We start from the raw sequence: 19,627 nt of genomic DNA on the forward strand, positions 1-19,627 counted from the left end.
CCTCGAACCAGACCGCCAAGTTCCGCGACGCCGTGGGCATCTTCGGCGCCGAGAACCCGCTGGGCCGCAACCTGTCCTTCGGCGTGCGCGAGTTCCCCATGGCCGCCATCATGAACGGCATGGCCCTGCACGGCGGCGTCATCCCCTTCGGCGCCACGTTCCTCACCTTCTCCGATTACTGCCGCAACGCTATCCGCATGTCGGCCCTGCAGAAGCTGCCCGTGCTGTACGTGTTCACGCACGACTCGTTCCACGTGGGCGAGGACGGCCCCACGCACCAGCCCATCGAGCACGTGGCCTCGCTTCGCCTCATCCCGGAGCTCATCGACCTGCGCCCGGCCGACGCCACCGAGACCGCCCTCTGCCTTGAGCTGGCCCTGCGCCAGCCGGAGAAGCCCTCGTGCATCTTCCTCACCCGCCAGGGCCTGCCGGTCATGGACCCGGCGGCCTTCCCGGCCATTGCCGAGGGCGTGAAAAAGGGCGGCTACGTGCTGAAGGACTGCGCGGGCACCCCGGACCTCATCATGATCGCCTCCGGCTCCGAGGTGTCCCTCATCCTGGAGGCCGCCGCGCTGCTGGAGGCCGAGGCCCCGGGACGCAAGATCCGCGTGGTCAGCATGCCCTCCGTGGCGCTGTTTGAGGCCCAGCCGCAGGAGTACAAGGACGCCGTGCTGCCCTCGGCCTGCCGCAAGCGCGTGGCCGTGGAGGCCGGACGCCCGGAAGGCTGGTACCGCTACGTGGGCCTGGACGGCCTGGCCCTTGGCCTGGACCACTTCGGCGAAAGCGCGCCCGCGGGCAAGCTGGCCGAGAAATACGGCTTCACCGCGCCCACCGTGGCCCGCAAGGTCCGGGAGCGCTACTTCGGATAGGGGCGAAACGCGTCGCGCCGCCTGGCGCGCACGCCGCGAGGCCGGACCAATCGTGGCCTTTGCGGCAATCGGAAACCTGAACCTGACTCTGTCATAGGAGGTCGTATGGCGACGGCGAAGAAACCCGCAAAGGCTCCGGCCAAGGCTCCGACCAAGAAGGCCCCGGCAAAAAAGGCCGCGCCTGCCAAGAAGGCCGCCCCGGCGAAGGCCGCGAAGCCTGCGGCCAAGGCGGCTAAGCCTGCGGCCAAGCCCCTGGCCAAAAAGGCCGGGCCCAAGAGCGTGGCCAAGCCCGCTGAAAAGGTCCAGGGCAAGAAGCTGCTCTTCCTCGTGGGCGACTATGTGGAAGACTACGAAGTCATGGTGCCCTTCCAGGCCCTGCTGATGCTGGGCTACCAGGTGGAGGCCGTGTGCCCGGACAAGAAGGCGGGCGACATCGTGCGCACCAGCATCCACGACTTCGAGGGCGACCAGACCTATTCCGAGAAACGCGGCCACAACTTCAGCCTGAACAAGGACTTCGACAAGGTGGACGTGAAGGACTACGTGGGCCTGGTCGTCCCCGGCGGCCGCGCGCCGGAGTACATCCGCCTGAACAAGCGCGTCATACAGATCGTGCAGGAGTTCGACCGCGCGAAAAAGCCCATCGCGGCCATCTGCCACGGGCCGCTGGTGCTCGTCGCCGCCGGGGTGCTGAAGGGCCGCATCAGCTCGGCCTACCCGGCCTGCGGACCGGACGTGGTCTGCGCGGGCGGCAAGTACGCCGATATCCCCCTGGACAAGGCCATCGTGGACGGCAACCTGGTAACCGCTCCGGCCTGGCCCGCCCACCCGGACTGGATAGCCAAGTTCGCAGGGCTGCTGGGCGCAAAGATCAGCATCTAGCGTTTTAATCAAGGGGCGGCCTTCGGGCCGCCTCATTCATTTTCGCCTGTGCGCCCGCGCGCTTCTGTCGCAAACCCGTCACAGGGGAGAGCTTGCCGACCTGCCCTCTGCTCTGTTAGCATCAGCCCATACGAAATTTGACGAAACGAATCACTTCGTCTCGACACACAAGGAGAGCACGGATGGAAGCTCCGCAAAGAAACTTGGCCCTTGATCTGGTGCGCGTCACCGAGGCCGCGGCCCTGGCCAGCGCCCGCTGGCTGGGCAAGGGCGACAAGAACGCCGGAGACGGCGCGGCTGTCGAGGCCATGCGCCTGTCGTTCAATTCCCTGGCCATCAGCGGCACGGTGATCATCGGCGAGGGCGAGAAAGACAACGCGCCCATGCTGCACAACGGCGAAAAAGTGGGCGCCGGCGGTCCGCTGGCGGTCGATGTGGCCGTCGATCCCGTGGAAGGCACCAGCCTGTTGGCCTATGGCCGGCCCAACGCCATTTCCGTGGTCGGCGTGGCCCCGGCCGGAACCATGTACGATCCGGGCCCCAGCTACTACATGCAGAAGCTGGTGGTGCCCGCCGCGGCCAAAAACGTCGTCGACATCGAAGCCCCGGTGCCCACCAACCTCACCCGCATCGCCAAGGCGCTGGGCAAGGACGTGGACGACCTGGTGGTCTTCGTGCTCGACAAGCCGCGCCACAAGAAGCTCATCGCCGACATCCGCGAAGCGGGCGCGCGCATCCAGCTGCACACCGACGGCGACGTGGCCGGGGCGCTCATGGCCATCGACCCGCGCAACGAGGTGGACGTGATGATGGGCACCGGCGGCACCCCCGAGGGCGTGCTGGCCGCCTGCGCCATCCGCATCATGGGCGGCGAGATGTTCTGCAAGCTCGACCCGCAGAAGCAGGACGAGAAGAACCTGCTGGCCCAGGCCGGGGTCGACGTGCGCCGCGTGCTCACCGTGGGCGACCTGGTGAAGAGCGACGACGTGTTCTTCGCCGCCACGGGCATCTCCGGCGGCACCTTCCTGAAGGGCGTGCGCTATCTGGGCTACGGCGCGGAGACCAGCTCGCTGGTCATGCGCGGCAAAACCGGCACCATCCGCTACATCGAGGCCATCCACTCCTGGGACAGCCTGATGAAGTTCAGCGCCGTCAAGTACGACTAGAAAACGCAAAAAGGCCGGGGGCGAACCTCCCGGCCTTTTCACACGCGTGCGCCAGCCTTCCGGCCGGGCCTTACACAGGCCCTACATGTCCGGATTGGACATCTTGGCGGCGATGATGGCCGCATCCTCCGGCCGGGCCTGCACTTCCAGACTCTTGGACTCGCCGTGGCAGGCGAAGCCGCTGCCCGCCATGTGGACGTACCCGGCGGAGAGCACCTTGGTGTAGGGAATCTGTTCGCGCATCTCGGCAAAGTCGATGCGCTTGGGAAAAATGATGGGCACCGGAGCGCCGGAAAAATCTTCGAACATGATGTACTTCATTGCTCCCTCCAAGACGGCGGCTTGCGCCCCTCCGCTTTCTGTACCGCAGGCCGGACGCGAGGGCAAGACGCCGCACGCGCTTTCGGACGCGCACGCCGCACACTCCGCTCAGCCCGGTAACCGCCGCACGCGGAGGCGCGCCTAGATGGACCTCGCCACCCGCGACTTCCGCAAGATCGGCCTGTGGCAGACCGCCTTTTTGGGCGACGCCGTGCTGACCCTGCCCTTCATCCAGGCGCTCAAGGCCCGCTACCCGGAGGCCGAGCTGCATTTCTTCGTGCGCGCGGGGCTGGAAGGCCTGTTCAGCGCCCAGCGGGAGCTGACGAGCGTACGCGGCTTCGCCAAGCGCGGCAGCCAGAAGGGGCTTTTCGCCGCGCGCGACCTGGGCCGCGAACTGTCGCTTGAAGCCTTCGACCTGTGGATCTCGCCGCACGCCAGCCTGCGCAGCGCCTTTCTGGCCCGCAGCGTGGGCGCGCCCGTGCGCATCGGCTATCACAAGCCCTGGTACAACTGGCTGGCCTACACGCATCTGGTGGACCGCCGCTTCGACCGCCTGGAGGAGATCGAGCGCATCTTCCAGCTGGGCGGGCCGCTGGGCATCTTTGCCGACAAGGCCACGCCCGCGCCCCTGCCGCGCCTGGATCTGCCGCCCGAGGCCATGGCCCGCGCGGACGAAATCTTCGCCGGGCTGCCCCAAGGCCCCAGGCTCGGCATCCACCCCGGCTCCACCTGGCCCACCAAGTGCTGGCCCAGGGAGCACTTCGCGGAAATCGCCCGCCGGGCGCTGGCCGCCGGGGCCGTGGTGCTGCTCTTCGCCGGACCCGGCGAGGAAGCCCTGGCCGCGCACATCGAGAAAGAGGCCGGGGACTCCTCCGGCCGCCTGGTGAACTTGGCGAACATGCTCACCATCCCGGCCCTGGCCGCCTGCCTGGGCAGGCTCGACGCCTGCCTGACCAACGATTCCGGCCCCATGCACCTGGCCTGGGCCCAAGGCGTGCCCTTGGCCGCCTGCTTCGGCCCCACGGTGCGCTCCCTCGGCTTCTTCCCGCGCGGGGCCAACTCCCGCGTGCTGGAGACGGAGCTGGACTGCCGCCCCTGCGGTCTGCACGGGCACAAGGCCTGCCCGCTGGGCCACCACAACTGCATGAAGGACATCAGCCCCGAGCGGGTGTGGGGCGTGCTCAAGGGCATGCTCGGCGTATAGGCCCGGCCTTTCCACGCGGCCCAAACGCACAGCGGGAGGAAGCACCATGAGCGACCACGTATTCTTCGAGGCGGAGTTCATCCTGCTGCTGCTCTTCTCCTTCGTCGTGCCGGGCATCGTCTACGTGCTGCTGTACCGCGCCACGTCCGTCTCGCGCAGGACGGTCCTCTTCTTCGCCATCTGCCTAGTGGCCATAGCGGGCTTCGACGCCGCCCTGCTCTCGCGCCTGCGGGACATGGCCATGCATTCCGCGTCCACCGTGGATGACGCGCTGTTCATCGGCGAGCTGCGCATCGCCCTGTACCTGCTGCCCGTGGTCTTCGCGGGCACGGGCGTCAACCTCATCTCCCACGTGCTCATCCACCACCTGACCCAGGCCGAGCAGAAATTCGACCGCAGGCGTCTTTAGCGCCGCGCGGCGCCCTCCTTGCCCCCCGGCCCGCGCCGCGCTACAACTCCGCCATGCTCCTCGACCTCAAGATCGCTCTGGCCTCGCTTTCGGCCCACAAGCTGCGCGCCGTGCTGGCCATGCTCGGCGTGTTCCTGGGCGCGCTGTCCTTCAACGGCGTGGAGCACGTGGCCGCGGCCATGTACAAGAACGCCGAAGCCGAGGCCGAAAAGCTGGGGCCGGGACTCTTCGCCGCCCTGGCCGGGCAGGTGCGCTTCACACGCGAGGGCGGCGCGCGCAACCAGGGCTTCCAGCGCACCTTCACCGTGCAGGACGCCCGGGCCCTGGAGGCCGGAGTGCCGGGAGCCCTCGGCCTGGCCCCGTTCCTCACCAGCGCCATGCCCATCCGCGCGGGCGGCGTCACCGTCACCACGCAGATGGTGGGCACCTGGCCCGCCTATGTGCAGATACGCAGCTTCCAGCCGGAGTTCGGCCGCTTCCTGACCGACACGGACGTGGCGGACATGGAGCGCGTGGTGGTGCTGGGCCGCAAGATCGCCGAACGGCTGTTCGGCGCGCCCGAGACGGCCCTGGGCCGCGAGGTGCAGGTGTTCCGCGCGCGCTTCGTCGTGGTGGGCATCATGGAGGCCAAAGGCCGCGATCTGACCGGCACGGACCAGGACGAGCAGACCTTTTTGCCCCTTTCCACCTTCATGCGCCGGGCGGCCAACCAGACATGGATCACCGGGGCCTACCTGCGCTTGGCCGAGGGCGCAGACCTGGAGCAGGTCAAGGCGGCCGCCAGCGCCATACTGCGCGAGCGGCACCACCTGGAGGGCAAAAAGGACGACTTCAGCCTGCTGACCCCTTCCGACGCCATGCAGCTGCGGCGCGAGGCCCTGGACCTGGTGCAGACCCTTGGGGCCATCACCTCGGTCATTTCCTTCGCCGTTGGGGCCATGGGCATATTGTCCATCATGGTGCTCATGGTGCAGGCCAGACGCACGGAAATCGGCATCCGCCGGGCCGTGGGCGGCAGCCGGGGGCATATCACGCGGCAGTTTCTGCTGGAGGCGGGCATAATGGCCGGAACCGGCGGGGCCTGCGGCGTGGCCGCAAGCCTCATCCTGGTGGAGCTGGTGTGCGCCTTGGCGGGCTTTCCTTATGTGTTCGAGCCCGTGTTCAGCCTGGGCACCATGTTCGGGTCCGTGCTGCTGGGCCTGGGCGCCGGGGCCTACCCGGCCCGGCAGGCCGCGGCCATAGAGATCCTGGACGTGCTTTCGGCCTAGCGTGCCCCTTCCGCCTCCCCGTCCCTAGCCGACGAAGAACTCGCTGCCAGCGCTCTCGAACAGGCGCTTGCAGTCCTTCTTGAGCGTGAACAGCTCCGGGTCGCGCATGAGGGTGTCCAAAAGCTTCACCAGCACGCGGCGGGTCATCTCGCCCACCAGCACGCCATTTGCGTCCACCACGGGCAGGGCGGTTATCCTGCGTTCGCGCAGCAGCAGGCGCGCATCCAGGAACAGGCCGCCCGGGGCCACGGTGGGCAGGTCAAGGCGCATGATGCGCGACACGGGCGTGTCCTTCCTGTCCATGAGGGCGCAGCTGATGCGCGTGAGCGCCGCGTCCTCGGTGATGTCGCCGCGTTCGTGCCCGCAGATGGTCTCCGGCTCCATGAACAGGGCCAGAATCTCCATCATGGTGACCACGCCGAGGAGCTTGCCGTCCGCATCCACCACATAAGTGTAGCGCGAGCGGCTGCCGGGGTTGGCGTACCATTCGATGAGCCGGGAAACGGGTTCGTCCGGGCCGACCCGCGTGGGGTCGTGCCGCATTATCTGCTCGATGCGCATGGGGCACCTCCGACGCTAGAGAGGAAGGGACATCACCCACATAGTGCGGCCGATGTCCCCCCACGTCAAGGGCGCGCCCCGGCGCGGAACGGAAAGGCCGCTAGCGGCCAACCCCCTTGGGCCTGAAGGCGGCCACGCGGGCGTCCAGGCCCTCGCGGTCCACGCGGGAAAGCTCCTTGGCCACCACGTCGCGGTGCTCCTTGGCCTCGGGCAGGCCGTGGCGCGCGGCCAGGGAAAGCCAGTAGTAGGCCTGGGGCGGGTTCTTGGTCAGGGCCTGGCCTTCCTGATACAGCAGCCCCAGGTTGTACTGGGCCTTGGGATCGTCCAGCTCGGCCGCGCGGGTGAGCAGCGCCTCGGCTTCGGCCGGGTTCTTGTCCACGCCCTTGCCCTCAAGCAGCATCAGCGCCAGGTTGCACATGGCCCCGGTGTGGTTGCGGCCCGCGGCCTCGCGGTACCAGCGCAGGGCCGCGCCCGGGTTGGCCGGCACGCCCTGGCCCTGCTGGCAGTGCAGGGCGAAGGAATACTGGGCGCGGGCGTGGCCCGCCTTGGCCGCGCGTTCCAGCCACTGGGCGGCCATGGCGGTGTCCTTCTTGACCCCGATACCCTGGGCGTACATCTGCGCCAGCAGGTACTGGGCGCGCGGATGGTCGGCCTCGGCGGCCTTCTGCATCCAGTGGGCGGCCTTGGCGTCGTCGCGCTCCATGCCCTGCCCGCGCGAGTAGGCCAGGGCCAGGTTGTACATGGCCTTCACGTGGCCTTTCTTGGCCGCTGCCTCGTAGTACCGGGCGGCCTGGCCCAGATTCATGGGCACGCCGTTGCCGCTGCTGATGAGCTCGGCCAGATTGTACATGGCGGCCACATTGCCCTGCGAGGCGGCCTTCTCGTACAGCTCCGCCGCCTGGGTGGCGTTCTGGGCCACGCCCTGGCCCTGGTCATAGGCCAGGCCCAGGTTGAACTGCGCGTCGGACAGGCCCTTGTCCGCGGCCATGGTCCACCAGCGCACGGCCTCGGCCGGGGCGCGGTGCACCCCTTGGCCCGTGGCCAGCAGGATGCCCACCTCGTTCTGGGCGTGCACATCGCCCGCCTGGGCCTTGGCGAGCATCTCGCGGAACCTGGGAGAGGTCGGCGTGGCGTCGGGCTCCAGCACGGAGGGCTGGGCCGGGGAGGTCTTGTTCGCGGCCGCTTCGTGCGGCGGCAGGACCAGGGCGCACAGAGCCACGGCGGCGAAAAGCGCGGGCCGCAGCACGGCGGCGCGCCGGGAATTGGTGAGGATGAAGGCCTGTTGCGTCACGGGCTTGAAAACCTCCTGAAGGCGTTGCGGGCCGGGCGGTTCCGGCCGTTTCGGGCCACACTCTAGGCCGAGCGCGGCCTGTTGTCCACACCTCTGGCGCCTTGCCCTTCGTCTTGCCTGCACTGTCACAACCATGCCAAAAGCAACATAACAACTGCAATACAACTCTACTTCTCGAAAAATGAAAAAACTTTACATGTAGAAACTGCTTTTTTAAAAAGCAAATAGGCAAATCTATAGCAACTCGCACGAAAAACTCCTGGACAGCCCGCACTGCGTCACATAGATATTCGCGAATCGATGCGCGCAGTTTTGCGTAATTTGCGGCATGCAATTCAGGAGGATGACAATGCAGTGTCTGTTCCTTTTCAGGGATTCATCAGGGCGGTTGCCCACGGCACAAGAGTTGCGCGCGCGCGGATTTCGCGTGTCCAAGGCGGTGCTGAACCAGGAGCCCATGCCCGAAGCGGAGGAAACAGGCGGGCCCGGCCGGGCCCTGGCGGCCGAACCGCGCGCGGTCTACGGAGAGACCAGGCGCGACACAGGCCCGAAAACCGCAGGATCGTGAACCGAAAAAGCAAAACTCCCCCAGCCCGCAAAGGGCCAGGGGAGTCAGTCGCAATCAGGTATGGCGGGGCTACGCGGTCTGGATGGGGATACGGCGCGGGGCGGCCTTCTCAAGCCTTGGCAGGCGGATCATGAGCACGCCGTCCTTCAGGCTGGCCTTGATGCCTTCTCGGTCCACCAAATCCGAGAGGGCCACGGCCCGGACGTACTCTCCGGGGCCGAACTGCACCTCCAGGAAAGTCTCCTTCTCCGCCGCGCCCTGCATGGCCCGGCCGGTAACCAGAAGTTCGTTCTCGTTGATGTCGATTTTCAAATCCTCTCGGCGCACGCCGGGGATGTCCATGTACACGTAGAACCCGTCCTCACGCTCCAGGATGTCCGTGGCCGGACTCACGCGGGGCAGGGGCTTGGCCTCGTTCTTGATGCTTGCGGCTTCAGTCATGGCGAACCTCCTTCTTCCCGCGGCCCTAGGCCACGTCGATGCTGATCTTGCGAGGAATGCACTCCGAGCACTTGGGCAGGGTGACGGTAAGCACCCCGTCCACCAGCGTGGCCTTCACCGCGTCGCGGTCAACCGGCACGTTCAAGGCCACCACGCGCTGGAAGAACCCGGCAGGGCGCTCCTGGCGGTAGTACTTGCCCTGCTCTGTGGGGCGCTCGCCCTTGATGACAAGGCTCTTGTCCGTCAGCGTCAGCTCCAGCGCGTCCAGCGGCAGGCCGGGCAGTTCCGAGCGCACGTAATAGGCGGTCTCGTCCTCGCTCAAATTCAGCGGCGGGTAGGCCAGCCTGCGTCCATCGGAGAACTGCGGCTTGAAGAAGTCCTCAAACAGCCGCTCGAAGCGGCCAGGGAAGGCGTACAGAGAATTGAAATCAAGCACCATAGCGCTACCTCCTTTGCGGTTGTTGTGAGCGAAAAATAGGCATGCCGCTGATGCAGTCAAGATTGCTTTCCACAGATTTTTGCTTCACAAGCACACTGCAAAAACCACTTCTCAACAGAAACAACATCACAATGCGCCGCAATGCAGAAAGATGTGTGGAGAAATATGACGAACGAGGGTGTGCGCCGCTTTCCGGTTATTCCGGGTGTCCCTGACCCACCTTTGTCCGGGCCTATCGGGTCACTGTTGCGGCGCACTGCGCTCTTTGTTGGCGAGGGGCGGCTCTATCCGCCATTCTGTGGGAGAATGCCATGGAGCTATTCGAGTTCACCCTCCGTTGCCGTTGCAACCTGGGCCCCGCCTCCGGGCCATCCGAAGCGGCCTCTGACCTATATGATAAGCACGGCACGCGCGTTGTAAAGTCCCCGGTGCGAAAGATCCTCCACCCCATCCGGAAGGGCAAATTCCCCTTGCCAGCCGGGGCGGGCCTGGGCAATCTACGGCAAAAGCACCACAGGAGGACCGCGCCCGACCATGCGCAGCCCCAAGCTCCACATCACCATCCTGGCCCTGGCCGCCGCCCTTCTGGCCGCACCCGCCCAGGCGGGCAGGCCCGCCCAGCCCGCGCACCCAAGCCAAGCCGACTGCCAGCAGCTCATGGAGCTGTACCGCGCCTGCCACCGCCTGGGGCAGCAGTCCGGCAGCGCCCTCACCTGCGAGGAATCCGCCGGGGACTACGTGCTGCGCCTGGCCACGCGAGCAGGCAAGCCCACGGCCTCCGCCCGCGCCCTGGCCGAGCTCGTATGCTCCACCGGGTGCGAGGACGCGGCCACAGGCCAGCCCCTGGCCACCCAGCAGGAATTTACCGAGGCTTTCTGCGATTCCGTACCCGCCACCAAAGCCCAAGGAGGCCGTCCATGACCAGTCCCGTGTACTTCTGGAACCTGCGCGCCAGCCTGAAAGCACCCTACCCTGAACGCATCCGCCGCCTGCTGGACCGCACCAAGTTCGCCGAAAGCATCGACGGCGGCGAACTGACCGCCGTGAAGCTGCACTTCGGCGAGCGCGGCGTCACCAGCCATGTGCAGCCGCTCATGCTCAAGCCCATCATCGATTTCCTGCTCAAAGCCGGGGCCAAGCCCTTCCTCACCGACGCCAGCACCCTCTACGTGGGCCAGCGCGGCGAGGCCGTCTCCCACTCCATGCAGGCCGCCCTGCACGGCTTCGATCCCCTGCTCATGGGCGCGCCGGTCATCATCGCCGACGGCCTGAAGGGCGCCAGCCAGGAAGCCCTGCGCGTAAAAGGCGGCAAGCACATGAAAAAGGCCTTCATCGCGGCCGACATCGCCAATGCCGACCTCTTCGTCTCCGTGAACCACGCCAAAGGCCACGAACTGGCGGGCTTCGGCGGCGCGCTGAAAAACATCGGCATGGGCAGCGCCTCCAAACAGGGCAAAATGCAGCAGCACGTCACCACCGGCCCCCTGGTCATGGTCGATAAATGCAAGGGCTGCGGGGCCTGCGTGCCCATGTGCGCCTCAAAAGCCCTGGCCCTGACAGACTCCCTCGAAGGCAAAGGCAAAAAGATCCTCCTCGACCACAAGCTCTGCATCGGCTGCGGGGCCTGCTTCCTAGCCTGCAAGCACGGTGGCCTGGAAATCAACTGGAAAACCGACGTGGCCGCCTTCCTGGAACGTATGATGGAATACGCCGCCGCCGTGCTGCAGCCGCGCACCAAGCCCTGCCTGCACATCAACTTCGTCACCTGCGTCACCCCGGACTGCGACTGCATGGGCTTCTCCGACGCGTGCATCTGCCCGGACGTGGGCATCCTGGCCTCCCTCGACCCCGTGGCCATCGACCAGGCCAGCATCGACCTCATCAACAAGGCCGAGCCCCTGTGGCCCAGCCACCTGCCCAAAGGACTCAAAGCCGGCGACGACAAGCTGCGCGCCCTGCGCCCGCACCTGCCCGAGGCCATGGGCCTGGACTACGCCGAAGCCCTGGGCCTGGGCACCCGGCAGTACGAGCTGATCGCGCTGTAGACGCGGCAAGGAAAAGCAAGGAAAAAGCAACCGGGGGGAAACCTTTCTGAAGAAAGGTTCTCCCCCCGGACCCCCTTTCCAAAGACTTTTCATGGGGTGCCGCAACGCTCCCCACGGAACCATCTCCAAACGAAATGTCCCCGACGCGCCATGCGCGTCGGGGACATTTCGTTTGGTATGCGGGTCCAGGGGGTGCATACCCCCTGGCGGGGTCTGGGGCGGCGCCCCAGCGGGGTCCAAGGGGCGGCGCCCCTTGTTCATCTCCCGCTTAGGACTGCCCCTCGCGCTTCAGATCGGCCACGAGGGCGCGCAGGGTCTCGGCCTGCTCCGCCAGTTCGCGGATGGCGATGGTGGTCTGCTGCATGCTTTGCGCGGTCTCGCTGGCTATGGAGTTGATCTGGTCCACGGCGTGGTTGATTTCCTCGCTGGCGGCGCTTTGTTCCTCGGCCGCGGCGGCGATGCTTTGGACTTGCAGGGCGGTGGACTCGCTCATGCGCACTATTTCGTCGAGCGAAGAGCCGGACTGCCGCACCAGTTCGGTGGATTCGGCTATGGCGCGGGCGGCCTGCTCCATTCCGGCCACGTTCTGTTGCGAGACTTCCTGCACGGCGCGCACGGTTTCTCCCACTTCCTTGGTGGCGTGCATGGTCTTTTCGGCCAGCTTGCGCACTTCGTCGGCCACCACGGCGAAGCCTCTGCCCGCGTCGCCCGCGCGTGCGGCCTCGATGGCGGCGTTCAGCGCAAGCAGGTTGGTCTGGTCGGCGATGTCGGAGATGACGTTCATGATCTGGCCGATGTCCTGGGCGCGCTTGCCCAGGGTGTCCATGTTGGCCTTGAGGTTGGTGGACAGGGTCAGCAGGGCGTCCATGGAGCTGACGGAGCGGGCGACCACGGTGTTGCCTTCGGTGGCGCGGGCGCGGGCGGTGTCGGCTCCTTCGGCCGCCTGGGTGGCGTTCCTGGCCACCTCGAGCACGGTGGCGTTCATCTCCTCCATGGCCGTGGCGGTTTCGGTGATGCGCTCCTTTTGCACGTCCGTGGCGCGGCCGATGGTGTCGGCCTGGCCGGAGATCTGCTCCGAGGCGGAGGACAGGCGCTCAACGACGACTTCGAGCTTGTTTGCGGCGGCCAGCAGGCCTTCCTGCCGGGCATGGATGGCCTGGGCCTTGGCCTCGTTGGCCAGGGCGGTGGCTTCCTCAGCCGCGCGCGCCTTGTCTTCGGCCTCGCGGGTCTTGGCGGTTATCTCGTCCAGATTGCGCTTGAGCGTGCCGACCATGGTGTTCAGCGAGGCTTCGAGCTTGGTGATTTCATCCTTGCCGCTGGCGGGCAGGCTCACGTCGAGGTTCCCTGCGGCCACGTCCTCCGCGGCCTTGGTAGCGGCGCCAAGGGGCCGCACGATGCTGCGGAAGATGGCCAGGGAAAGGGGCAGCACGACGATGAGCAGCAGGCCGACCACGACGCCGGCGATGAGCATGACCGCGCTCTTGACCATGCCGGTGATGGCCTTGTCGATGGCGGCCTTTTCTTCCTCCACGTTGTCGATGTAGATGCCGGTGCCGATCCAGAACGGGGTGCCGGGGATCTGCTCGGAATAGCTGAGCTTTGGCTGCACGCCCTTGCCCGGCTTGTCGAACACGTACTCCACGAAGCCGCCCTTGGCCGCGGCCTTGGCCAGTTCCACGACGTAGGACACGCCGTTCTTGTCCTTGGCCCCGGACATGTCCTTGCCGGTCAGTTCCGGCTTAATGGGCACGGTGACCACGGTGGTGCCTTCGTAGATGAAGAAGTAGCCGGACTGGTCGTCCTCGTAGCGGATGGTGGACACGAGTCGGCGCATGGTTTCGGCTGCGAGCTTCTTGTCCGGCGGCAGGTCCTTCACCACCTCGCCCAGGCTCATGGCCAGGGAATGCACGGAGAGCTTCAGCTTGTCTTTTTCGCCGGCAAGCATGACCTGCTGGGTCTGTCTGGCGGCGTAGTCGCGCACCTGAAGCAGCTGCTGCGTGAAGGCCCCCCCCACAAGCGCGGCGAAGACCACGGCAATAGTGATGAGCAGGACGATGCGGATTTTTATGGTGATGTTGCGCATGGCCACTCCTGTCCCTGTGCATGCAGTGTCATGCCGTCGCGGTGGGGGCCGCAAGGGGCTATCGGTACTGTATGCATAGCAACACGAACGCGTAAGCGCAAGCAAGAGAGGCACTTTTCAACGCGCGTCCGGCCTGGGCGGCGCTAATCCTGGCAATCTATGTCGGCGCAGAGGATGCAGGAGCGGTTGTCGCGGTCCTTGTAGGCGGCGGAGATGGTGATGCAGCGGTTGCCGGAGGCCAGCGAGATGTATGGCTGGGTGGTGAACTTGGGCAGGCCCGCGCGCAAGGGCAGGTAGTATTCCTTCAGGGAATGGTCCGCGCCCAGGCGGGCGGGCTCGTAGATGAAGCGCTTGCGCTTGCGCAGCTTGCCCGGGTTGCACACCGTGTCGGAGATCTGCACGCCCTTGGCGCTCAGCACGTACAGGCACTCGATCTGGTCGCGCTCGTCGATGAATTCGGTGAGGGTCTGGTCCAGGCCCACGGGGCCCTGCTGGGACAGGCGTTCGCACATGCCGAACACCAGGGCGTCGTGCCGGGCGTACAGCGCCTTCTGCGCGGCGAAACGTTCGGTTGCGTGGGTGCGGAACTTCTGGGCCAGGTACTCTATGCGCTCGCCGATGGTCTCGGCCGGGGGCATCTGCCGGGCCGGACGGCCGAAGTAGAAGCCCTGGAACACATCCACGCCGATCTCCAGCAGCCGCAGGATGTCCTCCTGGCGCTCCACGCCCTCGGCCAGGGCCAGGGAGCCCAGGCGCGAGGCCATCTGCACGAAGCTCTTGACCACTTCGAGCCGTGTCATGTGCCCGTCCACGCCGGAAACCAGCGAGCGGTCGAGCTTCAGCACATCGGGCCGCAGGAGGGGAATGCGGTCCAGGTTGGAGTGGCCCACGCCCACGTCGTCCAAGGCGATAAGAAAGCCGTTCTTGCGGTAGTTGGCCACGAACTCGGCCAGGGCGTCCGTGTCGCGCGCGCGGGATTCGACGATCTCGATGAGCACGTTGTTCGGGTTGATGCCGCACTCCTTGACCTTGTGCAGCAGCAGGGTGGAGCGCGCCACGTCGGCGTCGATGGCATGGCCGTCCACGTTGAGGGAGAGGATGAGGCCCTTGTGCTTGGCGTGGATGGGCGCGAAGGCCTCCAGGGCCTTGCGGCGGCACAGGCGGTCCAGCTCCAGCAGGCAGCCGGCCTCGTGCGCCATGCGGAACAGCTCCTGGGGGGGGATGTCCTCTCCCGGCGCGGTGCAGCGCGCCAGGGCCTCCACGCCCAGCAGGGCCTTGCGCTTGATGGAGACAAGGGAGTGGAAGGCCGTGCCGATCCACTCGCGCTCGATGATCTCCTGGATCGTGATGGCTTCGGCTGTGTTTTCCATAGTGCTGGGGTGTGCTTGAGCAAGAGCCGGGCCAGAATTGCAAGAGGCTGAATTTGTGCATCTTCGCACTTATCATCCCCAATTGCGGGCGAAAAGGTGCACAATTTTGTACAGGTTCCGAATACCACCTATACACAAATGGAGAAACAGAGGATAATACCAATACGTAAAAAAAGGTATTGACATCGCTTGGCTCGGCGGGTAGATGCTCACCCATGAACGCTTCTTCCGCCAATAACACCACCTTCTCCTTTAGCCAGTACTGGTATTATTGGTTTAGCCGCGCCTGCGGCCTGGGAGAGGTGTGTTGACGGAGACAGGACGTTAACCAAATGCCTCTTCAGGAAGGGCCGCAGGCGAAAGCCGGCGGCCCTTCTTTAGTTTTCACCGCCGGCCCAACGCCACCACAGTCCACCCACGGGGCGCAAACGAGAAAGGAGCAGGCCATGCACATCGGGAAAGCTATCAGGCTGGAGCGCATCTTCAACCGCGACACCAAACGCACCATCATCGTGCCCATGGACCACGGCACCACCGTGGGCCCCATCGCCGGAATAGTCGACATGCGCGAGGCGGTGGGGGCCATCGTCGAAGGCGGGGCCAACGCCGTGCTGATGCACAAGGGCCTTGTGCGCTGCGGCCACCGCACCCAGGGCAAAGACATCGGCTTAATCGTCCACCTCTCCGCCTCCACCACCCTCTCCCCCTTCCCCAACGCCAAGACCCTCGTCGGAACTGTTGAAGACGCCATCCGCCTCGGCGCGGACGCCGTGAGCGTGCACGTGAACCTGGGCGACGAGACCGAGGCCAAGATGCTGGCCGACTTCGGCCAGGTGACAAGCACCGCCCAGAGCTGGGGCATTCCGGTTCTCGCCATGGTGTACGCGCGCGGCCCCAAGGTGCGCAGCGAGTTCGACCCCGAGATCGTGGCCCACTGCGCCCGCGTCGGCGTGGAACTGGGGGCGGACGTGGTCAAGGTGCCCTACACCGGCGACGTGGACACCTTCGGCCATGTGGTCGATTCCTGCTGCGTGCCCGTGGTCATCGCCGGCGGCCCCAAGCTCGACAGCACCCGCGCCTTCCTGCAGATGGTGCACGACTCCATCAGCGCGGGCGGCTCCGGCCTGTCGGTCGGCCGCAATGTGTTCCAGCACAAGAACCCGGCCGTGCTTTGCCAGGCCCTTTCCAAGGTGGTGCACGAGGACGTGGAAGTGGACGAGGCCCTGGCCATGCTGGAAGGCAAGGAATAGGCGCGGGCGGACCATGAAAACCATCATCTTCAAGGCCATCCCCTTCAAGAAGGACCTGCTGACCCTGGCGCTGGAGTCCGGGGTTGACGCGGTGCTGGCCGAGGCGGACAAGGCCGACGCCGTGCGCGCCCTGGGCCGCGTCACGGTGCTGACCGAGGCCGAGCTGCCCACCTTCGCCCTGAACTCCAAGGCCGACGAGGAAGCCGCCACCGAGGCGCTCACGGCCGCGCAGAAAAAGGGCGGCATGGTTTCCCTGGCCAAGGGCTGGGAGATCATCCCGGTGGAGAACATCCTGGCCCAGGCTTCCGGCCTGGCGCTGGAGTGCGAAAGCCTGGACCGCGCCGTGCTGGCCGCGGGCATCCTGGAGCGCGGGGCCGACGCCATCGTGGTCCTGCCCGAGGCCGCGGGCGAACTGAAAAGCATCGTGGCCGAGCTGAAGCTCTCCCAGGGCAAAATCGACCTGTCCCGCGCCGTTGTCACGGCCATCGAGCCCGCGGGCCTGGGCCACCGGGTCTGCGTGGACACCATCTCCATGCTGAAACGCGGCCAGGGCATGCTCATCGGCAACTCCAGCGCCTTCACCTTCCTAGTCCACGCGGAGACGGAATCGAACCCCTACGTGGCCGCGCGGCCCTTCCGGGTCAACGCGGGCGCGGTGCACGCCTACGCCGTGCTGCCCGGCGACAAGACCTGCTACCTGGAGGAGCTTTCCGCCGGGCGCGAGGTGCTCATCGTCGGCGCCGACGGAACCACCAGCCTGAGCACCGTGGGCCGGGTGAAGATCGAGGTGCGGCCCATGCTCAAGATCACCGCCAAGGTGCAGGCCCCGGACGGCTGCGAAGTGTCCGGCCAGGTGTTTTTGCAGAACGCGGAGACCATCCGCGTCACCGGGGCCGACGGCCGCCCCATCAGCGTGGTCTCCCTCAAGCCCGGCGACGAGATCCTCTGCCGCACCGACGTGGCCGGCCGCCACTTCGGCATGCGCATCTGCGAAGACATCAAGGAGGGCTAGGTGAGCGAAAAGAAGACCCCGGACCTGTCCTCCCTGCGGGCGGAGATAGACCGCCTGGACGACGGCATCATGGATCTGCTGAACCGCCGGGCCATCATCAGCATCGGCGTGGGCCGGGCCAAGAAGGACTCGCCGGACACGGTGTTCAAGCCCTTCCGAGAGAAGGAGATCATGGAGCGCCTGGCCAAGCGCAACCCCGGCCCCCTGCCCGACAGCCACCTGCACGCCATCTACCGCGAGATCATGAGCTCCTCGCGCCGCATGCAGCGCCCGGAACGCGTGGTCTATCTGGGCCCGGAGGGCACCTTCAGCTACTTCGCGGGGCTGGAGTACATGGGCAGAAGCGCGGAGCTGACGCCCAAGGCCAACTTCGAGGAAATCTTCCGCGCCGTGGCCGACGGCGAGGCCGAGCTTGGCGTCATCCCGCTGGAGAATTCGCTTCAGGGCACCGTGGGCCAGGTGGTGGACCTGTTCATGCTCTTCCCGGTCTACGTGCAGTCGGAGCTGTATTGCCGCATCACCCATTGCCTCATGGGCAAGGCCTCCAGCCTGGCCGAGGTGAAGGAGGTGCTCTCCCACCCGCAGCCCCTGGACCAGTGCGGCGACTGGCTGAAAAACAACCTGCCCGGCCGCACCCTGGTGCCGGAAAGCAGCACCGCCGCCGCCGCGGAGATCGCGGCCGAGCGCGGCGCCGAGGTGGCCACCATCGGGCACATCAGCCTGGCCGAGCGCTACGGCCTGAACGTCCTGGCCGCGCACATCGAGGACATGCCGGACAACTGGACGCGTTTTCTGGTCATCGGCCCGCGACCGGGCGAGGGCGGCAACCGCGACAAAACCTCCGTGCTGTTCACCGTGCCGGACAAGCCGGGCGCCCTGGCCGAGGTGCTGAACACCTTTGCGGGCCGGGCCATCAACATCACCAAGCTGGAAAGCCGCCCCCTGCGCGGCGAGAAGTGGAAGTACGTGTTCTTCACCGACCTGGAGTGCGACCTTTCGCGCATGGAGTACGACAGCTTCCTGGCCGACCTGCGCGAGAAGTGCCATACCCTGCGCGTGCTGGGCTCGTACCCGTCCGGCCCGCACCTGGACGCCGGGGGCCGCCAGTGAGCCTGACGCCTATTCTTGTTGAGGCACCCGCCTCCAAATCCCTGTCGCACCGGGCGCTCATCTGCGCGGCCCTGGCCAAGGGAGAGTCCCGTCTCACGGGCGTTTTGGAAAGCCAGGACACCGAGCGCACCATGGCCTGCCTGACCGCCTGCGGCGCGCGCTTCCGCCGCGCCGGCGCCGGGGAGTACGCCGTGGTGGGCATGGCGCACGGCCCAGAGGACGGAGTCGGCGGAGCCGCCGACCTGAACGTCGGGGAATCCGGCACCACCTGCCGCCTGCTGGCCGGAGTGGTGGCCGCCGGGCAGGGGCGTTTTCGCATCCACGGCGAGGGCCGCATGCACCAGCGCCCCCTGGGTGAGCCCGCCCGCGCCCTGGCCTCCCAGGGCGTGCGCTTCGCTTTTGAGGAAAACGAGGGCTACCCGCCCGTGACCATCAGCACCACCGGCCTGCCCGGCGGCGAGGTGGACGTGCGCCTGGAGGAGAGCAGCCAGTACCTGTCCGGCATTCTCCTCGCCGCGCCGCTGGCGCGCGGCCCGCTCACCATCGCCATTTCCGGCACCAAGGCCGTGAGCTGGCCCTATGTTTCCCTGACGCTCCAGGCCATGGCGGACTTCGGCGCGCCTGCGGTAGTGGAGGCCCTGGGCGAAAGCGGATTTGCCCCCGTGGAGCACACCAGCGTGACCCACGCCGAGCCGGGCAAGCTGCGCTTCCTGGTCGCGCCCGGCAGCTACGCCCCGCGCACCCTGCGGGTGGAGGGCGACTGGAGCAACGCCTCCTACTTTTTGGCCGCCGGGGCCGTGGGCAAACGGCCCGTGCGCGTCAGCGGCCTGCGGGCCGATTCCCTCCAGGGCGACCGCGCCATCCTGGACATTCTGGCCGCCATGGGCGCGCAGGTGGACTGGGACGCCGAGGGCTCCGCAGTGACGGTCTCGCCGCGTGCGCTTACCGGCGTGAGCGTGGACATGGGCGCCTGCCCGGATCTGGTGCCCACCGTGGCCGTGGCCGCCTGCTTCGCCAAAGGCCCGACGACCATCACCAACGTGGCGCACCTGCGCATCAAGGAAAGCGACCGCCTGGAGGCCCTGGCCGTGGAGATCGCCAAGACCGGCTGCGGCACCGAGATGTTCGCCGACGGGCTGACCATCACCCCCGCGCCCCTGAAGGCGGGCCAGGCCGTGTGCTTCGACACCCGCGCGGACCACCGCCTGGTCATGGGTCCGGCGCTGTTCGCCCTGGCCGGGCTCGACGTGGGCTTCGACAACCCCGGCTGCGTGGCCAAAAGCTTCCCCGGCTTCTGGGGGGCCTTCGACCCCATCCGCAACGGGCAGGGGGCATAAC

At 66.8% G+C, this 19,627-nt stretch carries 19 protein-coding genes; 12 read left to right on the forward strand and 7 right to left on the reverse strand.

The features are described 5' to 3' along the window. The 3 genes from VN419_RS03740 to glpX all read left to right on the forward strand — a co-directional run. The coding region (locus VN419_RS03740; protein WP_325644582.1) for a transketolase-like TK C-terminal-containing protein at positions 1-869 on the forward strand (869 nt) is incomplete at its 5' end. A 279-nt stretch (positions 870-1,148) separates the two neighbouring features. Further along, positions 1,149-1,751, forward strand: coding sequence for a DJ-1/PfpI family protein (locus VN419_RS03745; protein ID WP_325644632.1), 603 nt, complete (start codon positions 1,149-1,151; stop codon positions 1,749-1,751). 182 nt (positions 1,752-1,933) lie between these two features. Continuing rightward, entirely contained in the window at positions 1,934-2,917 is a 984-nt protein-coding gene (glpX, locus tag VN419_RS03750; protein ID WP_325644584.1) for a class II fructose-bisphosphatase, read from the forward strand. 81 nt (positions 2,918-2,998) lie between these two features. On the opposite strand, the gene VN419_RS03755 is transcribed toward glpX, so the two are convergent. Next, complete coding sequence (locus tag VN419_RS03755; RefSeq protein WP_325644586.1) at positions 2,999-3,238, reverse strand: hypothetical protein; 240 nt, start codon at positions 3,236-3,238, stop codon at positions 2,999-3,001. Between the two features lie 145 nt (positions 3,239-3,383). Here VN419_RS03755 and VN419_RS03760 point away from each other — a divergent pair, with 145 nt between their 5' ends. The 3 genes from VN419_RS03760 to VN419_RS03770 are packed head-to-tail and all read left to right on the forward strand — an operon-like array spanning position 3,384 to position 6,119. Further along, positions 3,384-4,442: a glycosyltransferase family 9 protein gene (locus tag VN419_RS03760; protein WP_325644588.1), complete on the forward strand. Its 1,059-nt coding sequence runs from the start codon at positions 3,384-3,386 to the stop codon at positions 4,440-4,442. Positions 4,443-4,488: 46 nt separating this feature from the next. Further along, the gene (locus VN419_RS03765) at positions 4,489-4,851 is read left to right on the forward strand and encodes a hypothetical protein (protein ID WP_325644590.1); all 363 of its coding nucleotides are present in this window, start codon (positions 4,489-4,491) and stop codon (positions 4,849-4,851) included. A 53-nt stretch (positions 4,852-4,904) separates the two neighbouring features. Next, entirely contained in the window at positions 4,905-6,119 is a 1,215-nt protein-coding gene (locus VN419_RS03770; protein ID WP_325644592.1) for an ABC transporter permease, read from the forward strand. 24 nt (positions 6,120-6,143) lie between these two features. On the opposite strand, the gene VN419_RS03775 is transcribed toward VN419_RS03770, so the two are convergent. The 4 genes from VN419_RS03775 to VN419_RS03790 all read right to left on the reverse strand — a co-directional run bounded on the left by VN419_RS03775 (position 6,144) and on the right by VN419_RS03790 (position 9,419). Further along, entirely contained in the window at positions 6,144-6,680 is a 537-nt protein-coding gene (locus VN419_RS03775; RefSeq protein ID WP_325644594.1) for a CBS domain-containing protein, read from the reverse strand. Positions 6,681-6,780: 100 nt separating this feature from the next. Beyond that, on the reverse strand, positions 6,781-7,971 hold the full coding sequence (locus VN419_RS03780) for an SEL1-like repeat protein (protein WP_325644596.1): 1,191 nt from the start codon (positions 7,969-7,971) through the stop codon (positions 6,781-6,783). Between the two features lie 637 nt (positions 7,972-8,608). Further along, the gene (locus VN419_RS03785; protein WP_325644598.1) at positions 8,609-8,980 is read right to left on the reverse strand and encodes an Hsp20/alpha crystallin family protein; all 372 of its coding nucleotides are present in this window, start codon (positions 8,978-8,980) and stop codon (positions 8,609-8,611) included. 25 nt (positions 8,981-9,005) lie between these two features. Further along, on the reverse strand, positions 9,006-9,419 hold the full coding sequence (locus tag VN419_RS03790) for an Hsp20/alpha crystallin family protein (protein ID WP_325644600.1): 414 nt from the start codon (positions 9,417-9,419) through the stop codon (positions 9,006-9,008). Between the two features lie 534 nt (positions 9,420-9,953). Between VN419_RS03790 and VN419_RS03795 the strand changes: the two genes are divergently transcribed. Both VN419_RS03795 and VN419_RS03800 read left to right on the forward strand, forming a co-directional pair. Continuing rightward, a complete protein-coding gene (locus VN419_RS03795; protein ID WP_325644602.1) occupies positions 9,954-10,340 on the forward strand; it encodes a hypothetical protein in 387 nt (128 codons plus the stop codon). Continuing rightward, positions 10,337-11,464 carry a DUF362 domain-containing protein gene (locus VN419_RS03800; protein ID WP_325644604.1) on the forward strand — a complete coding sequence of 376 codons (1,128 nt, stop codon included), beginning with the start codon at positions 10,337-10,339 and terminating at the stop codon, positions 11,462-11,464. Before VN419_RS03795 ends, VN419_RS03800 begins: the two co-directional genes overlap by 4 nt. Positions 11,465-11,732: 268 nt before the next feature. Here the strand turns inward: VN419_RS03800 and VN419_RS03805 are convergent, their stop codons facing one another. Continuing rightward, the gene (locus tag VN419_RS03805; protein ID WP_325644606.1) at positions 11,733-13,547 is read right to left on the reverse strand and encodes a methyl-accepting chemotaxis protein; all 1,815 of its coding nucleotides are present in this window, start codon (positions 13,545-13,547) and stop codon (positions 11,733-11,735) included. A gap of 143 nt (positions 13,548-13,690) precedes the next feature. Continuing rightward, positions 13,691-14,917, reverse strand: coding sequence for an EAL domain-containing protein (locus VN419_RS03810; RefSeq protein ID WP_325644608.1), 1,227 nt, complete (start codon positions 14,915-14,917; stop codon positions 13,691-13,693). Between the two features lie 446 nt (positions 14,918-15,363). Here VN419_RS03810 and VN419_RS03815 point away from each other — a divergent pair, with 446 nt between their 5' ends. From VN419_RS03815 to aroA, 4 genes are read left to right on the forward strand one after another with little or no spacing between them, the layout of a single operon-like run. Then, positions 15,364-16,167 carry a 2-amino-3,7-dideoxy-D-threo-hept-6-ulosonate synthase gene (locus VN419_RS03815; protein WP_325644610.1) on the forward strand — a complete coding sequence of 268 codons (804 nt, stop codon included), beginning with the start codon at positions 15,364-15,366 and terminating at the stop codon, positions 16,165-16,167. A 13-nt stretch (positions 16,168-16,180) separates the two neighbouring features. After that, positions 16,181-17,179, forward strand: coding sequence for a 3-dehydroquinate synthase II family protein (locus VN419_RS03820; protein ID WP_325644612.1), 999 nt, complete (start codon positions 16,181-16,183; stop codon positions 17,177-17,179). Continuing rightward, positions 17,180-18,289 (forward strand): prephenate dehydratase, encoded by a 1,110-nt coding sequence (gene pheA / locus VN419_RS03825; protein WP_325644614.1) that lies wholly within the window; start codon positions 17,180-17,182, stop codon positions 18,287-18,289. Continuing rightward, on the forward strand, positions 18,286-19,626 hold the full coding sequence (gene aroA, locus VN419_RS03830) for a 3-phosphoshikimate 1-carboxyvinyltransferase (protein WP_325644616.1): 1,341 nt from the start codon (positions 18,286-18,288) through the stop codon (positions 19,624-19,626). The genes pheA and aroA overlap by 4 nt, the downstream gene beginning before the upstream one ends. The last annotated feature ends 1 nt before the right edge of the window (position 19,627 follow it).

It is taken from the genome of Humidesulfovibrio sp., assembly GCF_035560995.1.
Classification (GTDB): Bacteria; Desulfobacterota; Desulfovibrionia; order Desulfovibrionales; family Desulfovibrionaceae; genus Humidesulfovibrio.